The 12,502-nt window shown below is 66.4% G+C and carries 11 protein-coding genes; 5 read left to right on the top strand and 6 right to left on the bottom strand.

Translation table 11 applies throughout. The features are described 5' to 3' along the window. Positions 1 to 8: 8 nt before the first annotated feature. From Q322_RS0109235 to Q322_RS0109225, 3 genes are all read left to right on the top strand, one after another. Complete coding sequence (locus tag Q322_RS0109235) at positions 9 to 464, top strand: NUDIX domain-containing protein (RefSeq protein WP_029477622.1); 456 nt, start codon at positions 9 to 11, stop codon at positions 462 to 464. Between the two features lie 91 nt (positions 465 to 555). Then, on the top strand, positions 556 to 1,038 hold the full coding sequence (locus Q322_RS0109230) for a MarR family winged helix-turn-helix transcriptional regulator (protein WP_029477621.1): 483 nt from the start codon (positions 556 to 558) through the stop codon (positions 1,036 to 1,038). Further along, on the top strand, positions 1,035 to 2,666 hold the full coding sequence (locus Q322_RS0109225; RefSeq protein ID WP_029477620.1) for an MDR family MFS transporter: 1,632 nt from the start codon (positions 1,035 to 1,037) through the stop codon (positions 2,664 to 2,666). Before Q322_RS0109230 ends, Q322_RS0109225 begins: the two co-directional genes overlap by 4 nt. A gap of 354 nt (positions 2,667 to 3,020) precedes the next feature. On the opposite strand, the gene Q322_RS0109220 is transcribed toward Q322_RS0109225, so the two are convergent. The 4 genes from Q322_RS0109220 to Q322_RS0109205 are packed head-to-tail and all read right to left on the bottom strand — an operon-like array spanning position 3,021 to position 8,043. After that, the gene (locus Q322_RS0109220; protein WP_029477619.1) at positions 3,021 to 3,578 is read right to left on the bottom strand and encodes a hypothetical protein; all 558 of its coding nucleotides are present in this window, start codon (positions 3,576 to 3,578) and stop codon (positions 3,021 to 3,023) included. 31 nt (positions 3,579 to 3,609) lie between these two features. Next, complete coding sequence (locus Q322_RS0109215) at positions 3,610 to 4,662, bottom strand: ABC transporter ATP-binding protein (protein WP_084147901.1); 1,053 nt, start codon at positions 4,660 to 4,662, stop codon at positions 3,610 to 3,612. Between the two features lie 22 nt (positions 4,663 to 4,684). Next, positions 4,685 to 7,000: an iron ABC transporter permease gene (locus tag Q322_RS21710; RefSeq protein ID WP_051668383.1), complete on the bottom strand. Its 2,316-nt coding sequence runs from the start codon at positions 6,998 to 7,000 to the stop codon at positions 4,685 to 4,687. Positions 7,001 to 7,032: 32 nt separating this feature from the next. Beyond that, positions 7,033 to 8,043, bottom strand: a complete 1,011-nt coding sequence (locus tag Q322_RS0109205) for an ABC transporter substrate-binding protein (protein WP_029477616.1) — start codon at positions 8,041 to 8,043, stop codon at positions 7,033 to 7,035. Between the two features lie 193 nt (positions 8,044 to 8,236). On the opposite strand from Q322_RS0109205, the gene Q322_RS0109200 reads away from it, so the two are divergent. Together Q322_RS0109200 and Q322_RS0109195 are read left to right on the top strand one after the other, a co-directional pair. Beyond that, complete coding sequence (locus tag Q322_RS0109200; RefSeq protein WP_029477615.1) at positions 8,237 to 9,517, top strand: NAD(P)/FAD-dependent oxidoreductase; 1,281 nt, start codon at positions 8,237 to 8,239, stop codon at positions 9,515 to 9,517. 57 nt (positions 9,518 to 9,574) lie between these two features. Next, complete coding sequence (locus Q322_RS0109195) at positions 9,575 to 10,291, top strand: ankyrin repeat domain-containing protein (RefSeq protein ID WP_084147899.1); 717 nt, start codon at positions 9,575 to 9,577, stop codon at positions 10,289 to 10,291. 1 nt (position 10,292) lies between these two features. Here the strand turns inward: Q322_RS0109195 and Q322_RS0109190 are convergent, their stop codons facing one another. Together Q322_RS0109190 and gatB are read right to left on the bottom strand one after the other, a co-directional pair. Continuing rightward, the gene (locus Q322_RS0109190) at positions 10,293 to 10,973 is read right to left on the bottom strand and encodes a hypothetical protein (protein WP_245593195.1); all 681 of its coding nucleotides are present in this window, start codon (positions 10,971 to 10,973) and stop codon (positions 10,293 to 10,295) included. A 40-nt stretch (positions 10,974 to 11,013) separates the two neighbouring features. After that, positions 11,014 to 12,471 (bottom strand): Asp-tRNA(Asn)/Glu-tRNA(Gln) amidotransferase subunit GatB, encoded by a 1,458-nt coding sequence (gene gatB, locus Q322_RS0109185; protein ID WP_029477612.1) that lies wholly within the window; start codon positions 12,469 to 12,471, stop codon positions 11,014 to 11,016. Positions 12,472 to 12,502: the final 31 nt, after the last annotated feature.

The following is a 12,502-nucleotide window of genomic DNA, read 5'->3' as shown; positions in this document are numbered from 1 at the left end:
ACTGCCCCATGACCACCTTTTATCTCATCGCCTGGCTGGTGGTGCAGGACAGATCCGGGCGCGTGCTGCTGGGCCGCCGCGACGGCACGGGTTACATGGACGGCCTGTGGGGCCTGCCGGGCGGGCGGGTGGAACGCGGTGAGGCGCTGATGGCCGCCGCCGTGCGCGAGGCCCGGGAAGAACTGGGACTGCAAGTTGAGATGGCCTCGCTGAAAGCTCTAGGCGTGTCCCGCTTTGACATCGACGGCATGCAGGGCACCGATTTCCTGTTCCTGAGCCACACCTGGGCCGCGCAGCCGACGCCGCTGGACAACACCTCCGAAGTCGGCTGGTTCGCTCCCAGTGCCCTGCCGGACGACTGCCTGCCGTGGTTGCCCGCCGTGCTGGACGCCCACCTGACGCGCGGCGCGTGGCTGACCGAGCAACTGGACGGGGTGGATGGGGTGCAGATTCTGTCGCCCTGAACGCCGGTCTTGAGCCTTTCATCATGTGTCCCGCTCAAGGACAGCATCTGCTTGCCCTCCACCCCTTTCATCTGAAATACTTCCAGATGAAATGAGTTTATCCCTCTCTCCCCTCACCGAAGTTCAGACGGACGAGCTGTATGACCTGGTGCGGCTGACGCTGCGGCTCTCGCGCCACTTCCGGCAGGCGCTGGACGAGCCGCTGGAAACCGCGCTGGGCCTGAACACCAAAGAACTTGTCGTTCTGGCGTCCATCATGGATGGAGCGCAGACGCCGGGGCGGATCGCCTCCAAACAGAGCCTGCCCGCGCCCACGGTCACGCGCATCGTGTCCAAGCTGGTCAAGGGCGGGCTGGTGGAGCGGGTCAGCGATCCCGCCGACCTGCGCTGCTTCCGCCTGCACCTGACCCCGCAGGGCGAGGCCACCCGTGCCCGCACCCGCGAGACGGGGCAGGCCACCGTCGCCTCGCACTTCGGCCATCTGCCGCCGCAGCGTATTCGGGCGGCATTGAAAGCCATGCAGGACCTTCAGGACGCCCTGAGTAGCGCAGCTCCTGAAGAGGTCCGCGCATGACTCCCCCGGTCCAGACCCACTCCGGCCTCAACGAACGTGACAAGATCATGGCCTTTGTCGGCATCCTGACCGTGCTGTTTCTGTCCAGTCTGAATCTGACGGTGGTGGGCAGCGCCATGCCGCGCGTCATCAGCGATCTGGGCGGCTTTCACCTGTATGCCTGGGCGTTCACGGCGTATTCGCTGGCCACCACCATCACCATTCCCATCGTGGGGACCATCAGTGACCGGGTGGGCCGCCGCCCGCTGATCCTGCTGGGGATCGCGGTGTTCGCGCTGGGCAGCGTGGGCCTGGGCCTCGCGCAGAATATGGAGCAACTGATCATCCTGCGCGCGGTGCAGGGCATCGGCGGCGGCACCCTGATGGCCATGAGCTTCACGGCGATTGCGGACCTGTTCACGCCGATTGAGCGCGGGCGCTACCAGGGCTACACCGGCGCGGTATGGGGCGTGTCCAGCGTGGTGGGGCCATTGGTGGGCGGCTTTTTAACCGATCACCTGGGCTGGCGCAGCGTCTTTTTTGTCAACCTGCCCTTCGCGCTGCTGGCGGCGTCCTTTATCTGGCGCTTCTTCCGGCTGCCCAAACCCGTGCAGGTGGCAGGCGAGGACCGCCGCTTTGACACGCTGGGGGCAACCCTGCTGGCGGGCGCAGTCACCACGCTGACACTGGCGATGTCCTGGGGCGGCGGCACCTATGCCTGGGGCAGCGCCCCCATTCTGGGTCTGCTGGCCGGGGCGCTGGGTCTGGGCGTGTGGTACGCGCGGCACAGCCGCCATCAAACGCAGCCCATTCTGGATCTGGGGCTGCTCAGGGACCGCAGCATCGCCACCGCCTCATTGGCCGGATTTCTGGTGAGTGCGGGCATGTTCGCCGCGATTTTGTACCTGCCGCTGTACATGCAGGGCGTGCGCGGCTCCAGCGCGGCGGGCAGTGGGCTGGCGCTGGCCCCGCTGATGGGCGGCATGATTTTAACCAGCACCCTGTCCGGCCAGTTCGTGAGCCGCACCGGACGCTACAAGAAACTGATCGTCGCCGGGGCCTGTGTGGCCGCCGCCGCACTGGCGCTGGCCTCTACCCTGAGCCTGACCACCCCGATGTGGCTGGCCGTGGGAACGATGGTCCTGCTGGGCATCGGCCTGGGGCCGATCAACAGCCAGCTCACCCTGGCGGTGCAGAACGCCGCCCCGCGCGAGAAGCTGGGCAGCGCCACGGGCGGCAACCAGTTCTTCAGGCAGATCGGCGGCACGCTGGCCGTCAGCCTGTTCGGGGCGCTGGTCAACGCTCAACTGGCCGGCAAGCTGGGCGCACAGCTCCCCGCCGCCGCCAAAACCCTGCCCGCGCCGTTGCAGGAAGCGATCGCCAGCCCCAACCTGCTGACCAGCCCGCAGGCCAGCGCGGAGCTGGGCAGCGCCTTGCAAAAGCTGGGGCAGCCCGAGCTGCTGGCCCAGATCACGGCGGCGCTGAAAGACGTGATGGTAGGAGCGATTGACGAGGTGTTTCTGGTGTCGGCGGTGCTGGTGGGCCTGGCGTTCGTGGCCGCGCTGCTGCTGCCCGAACGCCCGCTGCTGGGACGGCAACCGCAGAAGGCCGCGCTGCGGGGAGAGGGAAGCGCGCAGGCGGCGGATTGAACGAGAACCTGTGTGGACAGATAAAGCCCCAGCGCGAGCCGGGGCCTCTTGTTGTCCAACTTCAGGAGCGGGGCAGGACAGTGTCTTTCAGCCCTAGAGCATTTGTCCGTATTATACGGATTCCGATTGAATCGTTTGCAAAAACGGTAAAATCCGGGCGGAGCGAGTAGGAAAAAATACGGGTTTCGCGTATGGATTAACACTCCGGCGCTTTCCTGGAGTGGTAAGGAATTAAGCGGAATCCGTATTACAGCATCGGGAAAGGAGACTCCCGATGCTTCCACTCTCCCAAATGCTCGGCAAAATTCACTCACTTTGTTCGGTCAAAAGTCAACAACTCTTTTGACAAATGCTCTACTGTCCGATCCAGTCAATCGTCTGCGCCGAGCCGCGCATGTTCTTGACCTCTCCGGTGGAGGCCGTCAGCTTCAGCGAGGCGGCGGTGCTGGCCGTGGCGTTCAGCAGCAGCATGACCGAGCCGTCCGCGCCCGTCATGGTTTGGTAGGTGGCCGTTTCATCGGGGGCGATGGTGGCCGCGATCCCCGTGGGCTGGTCATCCATGATGCTGGCGATCACGTAGATGGGGTTCTTGCCGGTGTTCTTGACCTCCCAGGTGACGGCCACACCCGCCACCGGGTTGCCGTCCTTGTCGGTGGCCATCACCGGAACCATCACCTCGCCCACGTCGTCGCTGGCAACGGTGGGCGTGTTGCCCGTGCTGGCCGGGGCCGTGACCTCTACCTCCACGATTTCGACTTTGTCCACCGGACCAGCCTGTACAGCGGGGGCAGCGGGCGCAGGGGCGGCAACAGGTGCCACGACGCCCGGCGGCAGGGCGGGAATATCGGAAACAGACATCTGGGCGGAGGCGAGGGGCAGCAGCAGGGCAGCGGTCAGAATCAGATGGCGCATGGCAGGCTCCTATAAGGGAAAGAGGGTGGTTTCAGGCGGGCAGGATGTACAGGCCGTTGCTGCGGAAATCCAGGTGAACGTCGCTGCCGTTGGGCAGGATGGTGGACTCGGAGGGCGGGGCGATCAACACGTCTCCGGCCTCGGTGTCGATGGTGTACTCGGTCATGGCCCCCAGGTACGCCCCGGAGGTGATGCGCCCGGCCAGGCCCGTGTCGCTGAACGAGATGGACTCGGGCCGCACCAGCACGCGCACTTCACCCGTGGGTGCGCCGGGCTGGGTATACGGCAGGGTGACGTGGCCGAAGCCCAGTTGCTGGCCGTCGTAGGTGGCCCGCAGCAGGTTGGCCTCGCCGATAAAGTCCGCCACAAAGGCGTTGGCGGGGCGGCGGTAGAGGTCTTCGGGCGTGCCGATCTGCTCGATGCGGCCCGCGCTCATGACCACCACCACATCCGAGATCGCCAGCGCCTCGGCCTGATCGTGGGTCACGTAGACGGCAGTGATGCCCAGATTCTGCTGGATGGCGCGAATCTCGTTGCGCATCTGGCGGCGCAATTTGGCGTCCAGATTGGACAGCGGCTCGTCGAACAGCAGCACCTTGGGCTTCATGACCAGCGCGCGGGCCAGGGCGACGCGCTGCTGCTGTCCGCCCGACAGTTGCGACGGCGCGCGGCTGGCGTAGCCGCTCAGGCCCACCAGTTTCAGGGCCTCCTCGGCAGCGTCGGGGCGGCGGGCCACGCGCAGGCCGTAGGCGACGTTTTCCAGCACGCTCAGGTGCGGAAACAGCGCGTAACTCTGGAACACCATCGTCACGTCACGCTGCGCCGCCGAGAGCTGGGTCACGTCCTCGTGATCAATGGACAGTTTGCCCTCGGTGATGGTTTCCAGCCCCGCAATCATCCGCAAAATGGTGGTCTTGCCGCAGCCCGAAGGCCCCAGTAGCGTCACAAGCGTGCCGGGTTCCACCTCCAGATTGGCACTCTGCACGGCGGTGGTCTTGCCGAAGCGCTTGGTCACGCCCTCCAGCTTGACCGGGGCCGCCTGACTGTTGGGGGTAGCGGTTGGACGGGACTGGGTGGCGGTCATGGGTTCCCCTCAAGAATGCTGTTCATACGCTTACCCCCGCCTGTGAGCCGCCCATCCGCCCCACGCCCCAGGTCATCAGCGCGATCACGACGGCCAGCGTGAAGACCAGCAGCGCCGAGAGGGCCGCCGCGTCCCCGAGTTGTCCGCGTTCCACCATGCTCAGCACCTCGCTGGTCACCACCTTGTGATCGGGCGAGATTAAAAAGATGATCTGCGAGATGGCGGTCATGGCGCGCACGAAGGCGAAGATCAGCGCCGAGATCAGCGCGGGGCGAATGAGCGGCATGACCACCCGCCACAGCGTGGTCAGGCTGCCCGCGCGCAGGGTGGTGCTGGCTTCCTCCAACGCCGGGTCAATCTGGCGCAGGTTGGCGACGGCGGAGCGGATGCCCACCGGCATGTTGCGGAAGATAAACGCGACGATCAGGATCAGCATGGTGCCGGTCATGTACGCAAAACCGCTGTTCAGCGCCAGGATGTACCCGATGCCGATGACCGTGCCGGGAACGGCGAAGGACAGCAGCGAGCCGAGTTCAATAAAGCCGCGCCCGAAGAACTTCTGCCGCGTGATCAGGTAGGCGATCACCACGCTGAGGACCAGCACGGGCAGGCTGCTGATGGCCGCGATCTTGAGGGTATTGAAGAACACGCCCAGCGAGCCGACAGACAGATTCAGGATGTGTTCAGTGGTAAAGGTGTTGTCAAAGCCCCACAACTTGACCAGCGCCCCGAAGAACATGCTGCCGTACACCGCGCCCACGAACAGCACCCACACCATGAACACAAACAGCAGCACGCGCTCCAGCACGGGCGGCAGCGGCGTCACCATGCCCGCAGCGGGCTTGCCAGTAATGGTAGTAAAGCTGGTGCGGCCCAGCCACGCCTGCTGCGCCAGAATTGCCGAGACGCTCAGGGCCAGCAGCACGGTGCCGTAGACCGACGCCTCGGCGGGGTTGAATTCCACCGCGAAATAGACCTCGGTGGCCAGGAACGAGCCGCCCATCACGAACGGGTTGCCGAAGTCGGTCAGACTTTCAATGATGGTCAGCAGAAAGGCGTTGGCCAGTCCTGGGCGCACCAGGGGCCAGATCACGGTTTTCAGGACGTGCCAGCGGCTCGCGCCCAGGGTGACGGCGGCTTCTTCCAGCGTGCCGTTCAGGCTTTTGACCACGCCCACCAGCACCAGGTAAGCAATCGGGGTAAAGGCCAGCGTCTGCGCGATGCCCACGCCCAGCGGCCCCAGCAGCGCGTCGGTGTCCAGCCCCAGGATGTCCTTGGTGATCAGCCCCTGGCGGCCCAGCAAGAAGATCAGCGCGAAGCCAATCACGAAGGGCGGCGTGATGATCGGCAGCAGCGAGAAGACGCCCAGCAGCTTGCTGGCGGTGATGCGCCGCCGGGTCAGCCACCACGCCAGCCCGACTGCGGCCAGCACGCCCGCTGCCTTGAACAGAATGCCCAGCCCGGCGGTTTGCGGAGTGCTGGACGCCAGCGATCCAATCGCGTACCCCGCCAGCGCCAGCGGCACAAACAGGTACGGCCCGAACGACGCCCGGCTGCGCGTTCCCAGCAGCGCGAAGCCCAGCGCCAGCGCGGTACACACGGCGGCCACGCTGACCGAAAGCAGCACGCTGTTGCGCAGCGAGCCAAAACCGAAGTACATGGCGGCGAAAATGCCCACGCCCAGCGCCGCCAGCACGGTATTCCGCACGGTGGCCCAGACCGGACGCCGCCGCCACAGCGACAGGCCCAGCCCGGCCACCCCGCCGACAACGGTGGCGATCAGGGCCAATGTCGCCTCACTCCGCGCCGTGGTTTCGTTCTCCAGCACGAAGAACGCCGGAGAGGTCAGGACGCTGCGGAACGCTTCCAGCGAAAATCCAGTCTCCCCGAAAGCGCCCCGTAGCACCTTGTACAGCGGGAACATCACGAACAGGATCAGAAACAGGCCCACCCACAGCGTGGAACTGGCAATAAAGCGGTCTGCCTTGATCATCCCCGTGTCCGACAGCGCCATGCCCGTGACCGACAGCAGCGCCAGCGCGGTGATCAGCGCCCCCAGGTCCGCTGGCTCGTTCCTGAACACGATGAAAAAGGCCGTGACCAGAAATCCGGCCAGCGCAGCGATCAGCGTGGGCGGGGCGCGGGCGGCGCGGCCCAGGAAGCTCAGGCCCAGGGTGGCGATCAGGGCAATCAGCGGCACCCACAGCACAGGCAGGGTTTCCAGCAAACTTAAACCACTCGGGCCGCCTGCCAGAAAGGCCCGGCCCTCACGCGCCCAGGGCAGGACGCAGAAGGCCAGCAGGCCCAGCAGCGGCCACAGCAGCAGCGCTGGCTGCACCCCGGCCCGGTTCCTCTCCGAAACGGGAGGAATTACCGCCGTGGTAATGGAAAGACCTCCTTGGTCCAGCGCGAGATGATGCGGGCGCGGGTGGCGCTGTCGCCCCATTTAGCAAAGTCGTAGTCGATCAGCTTGATCTTGTCCAGCTTGGGCGAGGCGGCGGCCACCGGCGTTTTGCTGTTGGACTGGATCTGAAAGGATTCCACCGTCTCGGCCAGCTTCTGCGTTTCAGGCTTGAGCACAAAGTCAATGAACTGCTTGCCCACCGCGCCGTTGGGGCCGTCGGTGACCAGACTGACGCCGCCGATCTCGGTCCCGGTTCCGGCCCTGGGCGCAACCGCCCGCACCGGAAAGCCGCGCACGTTCTGCGCCACCGCATCGTGCATAAAGGTCACGCCCACCGCCACCTCGCCGCGCGCCGCCAGGAACGCCGCGCCGGAGCCGGGGCGGGTGTAGCCGTTGCGCGGCACGTTGTTGTGAATCTTCTTGAGGAGGTCAAAGGCCCCATCCTCGCCGTAAATCTGGACCAGCGTGGTGATCATGGTGTAGGCCGTGCCGGAGGTGTTGGGGTTGGGCATGGCGACTAGACCCTTGTATCTGGGATCGCCCAGATCGGGCCAGTCGGCGGGGGCGGCCAGATTGCGCTTCTTCAACACGGTGTCGTTGACCGCGAAGCCCAGCGCCCCGGTGTACAGCGGGATATAGGCGTCCTTGACCTGCTTGCGGAGCGCCGGATACAGCTCGTTCCAGGCCTTGGGCTTGTAGTACGTCAACAGCTTTTCCTTGGTGCCTGCCTCGTGAACATCGCCCGTGCCGCCGAACAGCACGTCGAAGCCGGGGTTGGCCTTCTCGGCGCGCAGCCGGGCCAGCGACTCGCCCGCCGACAGCCGCAGGAACTTGGCCTCGCCGCCGGTTTCCTTCTTGTAGGCGTTGGCCACCACCTGGCACCAGTCGGCCTGTGCGCCGCACACAAATGTCAGGTTGCCCTGCGCGCCCGCCGTGGCCGCCGTGGCAAAAAGGGTCAGGGTTAAAAATCGTTGCATGGAACGCTACATGGTGCCTCCTGGGTAGAACAAGGGGCGAAGACCACGGGTGGACTTCAGGGCGAAAAAAGTGAGGATTGTACCATTGGAGTGTACGCCAGATTTCTCATCTTTTTCCAGTTGGGCGCAGAGGCGGCGGGACCACCGCAGAGCGTCGGCCTGACCCTCCCTTGCATCCCGTACCCTGTGGCCCATGCACGACACGCAGCAGTTGGACACAGTGATCGTGGGTGCGGGCCTGGCCGGATTGACGGCGGCGCGCATTCTGAGCCGGGCCGGGCGGCGGGTGCGGGTGCTGGAGGCGTCCGGGGTGCTGGGCGGGCGGGTCCGCTCGCGCGTGCTGGACGGCTTCACGCTGGACGCCGGATATCAGGTGCTGTTTCCCAGCTATCCGGCGGTGGGGCGCAACCTGGATCTGGACGCGCTGGATCTGGTCCCCATCTTCCCCTCGGCTGCCGTGCGGCGCGGCGCGCGCGAAGACGCGCTGGGCGACCCCCGGCGCGATCCGGCGGCATTTCTCAGCACGCTCACGACGGACGTGCTGGGCCTGGGCGACAAGCTGCGGGTGGGCAGGCTGGCGCTGGAGCTGCTGAGGGGCGCGCCCCACACCCTGCTGACCGGCCCCGACGAGACCACCGAGAGCTACCTGCGCGGCCAGGGCTTCAGCGAGGCCGCGCTGGACAACTTCTTCCGCCCCTTCTTCGGCGGCGTCTTCCTGCGGCGCGAGCTGGACACCTCCGCACGGCTGTTCCGGTATTACTTCCGCATGCTCATAGGCGGCGGCGCGGCCCTGCCCCGCGCGGGCATGAGCGCCATTCCGGGGCAACTGGCGGCGGGGCTGGACGTTCAGGTCAATGTGCGCGTCACGGCTTTAAGGGCGCACGGATCGCACGTCACGCTCCAGACCTTGAACGGTGAATTGGACGCCCGCAGCGTGATCGTCGCCACCGATCCGAACACGGCGGCGGGGCTGCTGGGGCAGGGCGTCTCGCGCGGGAGCCTGGGCAGCACGTACCTATATTACGCCTCGGATCAAGAGGTGGACGGTCAGCCCCGGCTGCTGCTGAACGCCGAGGCAGGACTGATCAACAACGCCCAGTGGCTCAGTAACGTGCTGCCGGGGCGGGTGCCGCCGGGGCAACATCTGCTGGCGGTCACGCTGCTGGGGTTACACGCCGAGAATGACTGCGATCTGGACGCCGAAGTGCGCGGCGAACTGGAAGCCTGGTACGGCGAGGCGGCGGTATCAGGGCTGCGGACGCTGGCGGCAGAACGCATTCCACACGCGCAGTACCCGCAGCCGCCGGGCTATGCGGCCACGCTGCCGGGCCACGCCACCGGGCTACCCGGCGTGCTGCTGGCCTCCGAGGTCACCTCCATGAGCGGCATCCAGGGCGCGATGGAAAGCGGCGAGAAGGCGGCGGCCATCCTGCTGGACGATCTGGCCGCGCTGAGCCGCCCGAGGGGAGGCTGAAGGTTTGGCAATGTTCCGTGAAAAACAGCCTGATCCCGCCAGGATAGGATGACAGGAATGATAAAGCTGTCCAGGACATTGATTCTCGGTCTGGCCCTGCTGGGCGGCCTCACGCTGATTCCCGTGCTGGCGGGTTCGGCGGGCAGCGCGAGGGGGACCACCGTGAGTAGCACCAGACAAAGCGAGCAGAACGTGCAACTCCTCCAGGCCGCCGAAAGCGGTGACCTGGCCCGGGTCCAGGCCCTGCTGAAAGCGGGCGCGTCCGCCGATGCCACCGACGGCAGCGGGCGCACGGCGTTGACCTGGGCGGCAAAAGGGGACCATGTGGCGGTGGCCCGCGCCCTGATCGCGGCGGGCGCGGACCCCGATCCGCAGGACGAGGGGCGCAGCAACGCCCTGCTGGTGACGGGCGAGACTGGCAGCGTCGCCATGCTGCGCGAGGTCCTCAGGGCCAGGCCCGATCTGACCCGCACCAACCGCTTCGGCGGCACCGCCCTGATCCCCGCCGCAGACCGGGGGCACTTACCCTACGTGCGCGAGATTCTGAACACCACGGAGATCGACGTCAATCACGTCAACAACCTGGGCTGGACCGCCCTGCTGGAAGCGGTGATCCTGGGCGACGGCGGCCCCACCCACACCGAGATCGTGCGCGAGCTGCTGGCCCACGGCGCAGACCGCCGGACCGCCGACCGTGGGGGCGTCACCCCGCTGCAACATGCCCGTCAGCGCGGCTACGCGGAAATGGTTCGGCTGCTGGGGGCCGCGGATTGAGTCACCCGCCCCTGACGGCCCGCCCCTCTCCCTGACCAGCCCGCGCCATCAGCACCCACAGGGCCAGCACGGTGGCGATCACGTCCAGCAGTCCGCCCACGCCGTAAACCAGTCGTCCGCCCAGCGTGACGTCGCCGGAAAAGCCCACGATCGGCACCGCGTTGAAGACCGCCATGCCCAGCGCCAACGCCGCCGAGAGGTTCAGCCAGTCCATCAGGCGTTTGCGGTTGGCTGGATCTTCCGGCTCGGGGGCCAGCCGCACCAGACAGCCGTTGACCGCATTGCTGGCCAGAATCGCCGCGCCCCATACGGTCATCAAGGCGGTCAGAGCCAGGGTATTGGCTTCCGAGGCCGCTCCGGTCAGCAGGGCCAGCAGGGTCACGCCCCACAGTGCCGCCCGGAATGAGGTCAGCCAGGGAAAGGCCACCGTCAGCGCCCGCAGCGTGCGGTCCTCTGGCGGGGTGGCCTGCCCGGCGCTCAGGCGCGTGAAGACCCGCGTCCACCACGTCAGCACCAGCGCGGCCAGCAAGGCGTCAAAGGCATTGATCCAGTCCTGCGGCCCCGGCTGGCCCCGCAGCAGCACAAAGGCCACCGTGCCGAGGACCGCCACCACCTCGGCCCACAGGAAGCCCAGCGCCAGCGCCCGCCAGCGCGAGAGCGGCAGGCTGGGGATCAGGTTCACAGCACTGTCCTCAAAGCGCCCGGCCTCAAAACTCCCGGCCTCACAACCCCAGCTTGTGCGTCAAGCGTTCGCGCACCACTTCCGGTTTGGCCTGGCCGCCCATCGCCTTCATGACCGGGCCGAACAGCGCGTTGATGGCCTTGGCATTGCCGCCGCGCACCTTTTCTACCGTGGCCGGATCATTGCTCATGGCGGCGTCGATGGCCGCGTCGATGGCGTCGGTGTCAGTGACCACGCTCAGGCCGCGCTCCTGCACCAGCCTGGCAGGATCGTGGCCCGCCAGCACCTCCGGTAGCAGTTCCTTGGCGATCTTGCCACTGATGGTCCCAGCGTCGATCAGCCGCACCAGCGAGGCCAGGTGGGCGGGTTGCAGCGAGGACTGTCTCAGGCTCTGTTCGGAAGACGCCAGTGCCCCTGCCACATCGGTCAGGAGCCAGTTGGCGAGTTTCTGTGCATCTAGGGGTTGGGCCTCTGCACCGGCCTTCAGCGCCTCGTCGTAGAAGCGGGATTGCTCCACGTTCAGGCTTAGCATTTCTGCATCACTTTCGCGTACCCCTGCCGCCAGGTAGCGTTCCAGCTTCTGCGCGGGCAGTTCGGGCATCCGCGCCCGCACCCGCTCGATCCATTCGGGGGTAATGTCCAGCGGGGGCAGGTCCGGCTCGGGGAAGTAGCGGTAATCGGCCTCGCCCTCCTTGGTCCGCATCAAAAAGGTCTTGCCGCCGCCCTCGTCCCAGCCCAGCGTGTCCTGCGTGATGCGCCCGCCGCCGTCCAGCACGCGCGCCTGCCGCGCCGTTTCGTACTGAATAGCGCGCTCGACGCTGCGAAACGAGTTGAGGTTCTTGACCTCGCACTTGGTTCCCCACGGCTCGCCGGGCCGGTGAATGCTGAGGTTCACGTCGCAGCGCATCTTGCCCTCCTCGGGCGTGGCGTCGCTGACCCCCAGCGCCTGCGCGATGGCCTGCACGGTTTCCAGAAAGGCGCGGGCCTGTTCGGCGTTGGTGATATCGGCCTCGGTGACCATCTCAATCAGCGGCGAACCGGCGCGGTTGAGGTCCAGCAGGCTGTAGGGCGCGTAGGCCGGGTGCATCAGCTTTCCCGCGTCGTCCTCCAGGTGGGCGCGCTTGATGCGAATGCGGGTTCCGGCGATGTCCAGGTGGCCGTCGCGCGCAATGGGGCGGTCATATTGCGACAGTTGAAAGTTCTTGGGCGCGTCGGGATAAAAGTAATTCTTGCGGTGAAACTGCGTGAAGCCCGATACGTCGCAGTTGAGGCCCAGGCCGAACATGATGCCCAGTTCCACGGCCTCGCGGTTGAGGGTGGGCAGCGTGCCGGGCAGGCCCAGCGTCAGGGGATCGGTAAACGTATTTGGGTCCGCGCCGTGGTAGTCGGCGGGACAGTCGCTGAAAATCTTGCTGCGCGTCCGCAGTTGCAGGTGAACCTCCAGACCGATCACCACTGCGTAGGTCTGGGCTGTTGAGGAACGGGCCGCTTGAGACATGGGGGAAAGGATAGCGCCGGGGCGCGGGACG

Source organism: Deinococcus frigens DSM 12807 (assembly GCF_000701425.1).
Classification (GTDB): Bacteria; Deinococcota; Deinococci; order Deinococcales; family Deinococcaceae; genus Deinococcus; species Deinococcus frigens.
The sequence above is the reverse complement of the archived record's forward strand: the minus strand, read 5'-3'. Positions and strand labels throughout refer to the sequence as shown.

Bases quoted from the DNA above. Each gene is read 5' to 3' on its own strand.
- Q322_RS0109235 (WP_029477622.1), top strand. From the start codon at position 9: ATGACCACCTTTTATCTCATCGCCTGGCTGGTGGTGCAGGACAGATCC.
- Q322_RS0109230 (WP_029477621.1), top strand. From the start codon at position 556: ATGAGTTTATCCCTCTCTCCCCTCACCGAAGTTCAGACGGACGAGCTG.
- Q322_RS0109225 (WP_029477620.1), top strand. From the start codon at position 1,035: ATGACTCCCCCGGTCCAGACCCACTCCGGCCTCAACGAACGTGACAAG.
- Q322_RS0109220 (WP_029477619.1), bottom strand. From the start codon at position 3,578: ATGCGCCATCTGATTCTGACCGCTGCCCTGCTGCTGCCCCTCGCCTCC.
- Q322_RS0109215 (WP_084147901.1), bottom strand. From the start codon at position 4,662: ATGACCGCCACCCAGTCCCGTCCAACCGCTACCCCCAACAGTCAGGCG.
- Q322_RS0109205 (WP_029477616.1), bottom strand. From the start codon at position 8,043: ATGCAACGATTTTTAACCCTGACCCTTTTTGCCACGGCGGCCACGGCG.
- Q322_RS0109200 (WP_029477615.1), top strand. From the start codon at position 8,237: ATGCACGACACGCAGCAGTTGGACACAGTGATCGTGGGTGCGGGCCTG.
- Q322_RS0109195 (WP_084147899.1), top strand. From the start codon at position 9,575: ATGATAAAGCTGTCCAGGACATTGATTCTCGGTCTGGCCCTGCTGGGC.
- gatB (WP_029477612.1), bottom strand. From the start codon at position 12,471: ATGTCTCAAGCGGCCCGTTCCTCAACAGCCCAGACCTACGCAGTGGTG.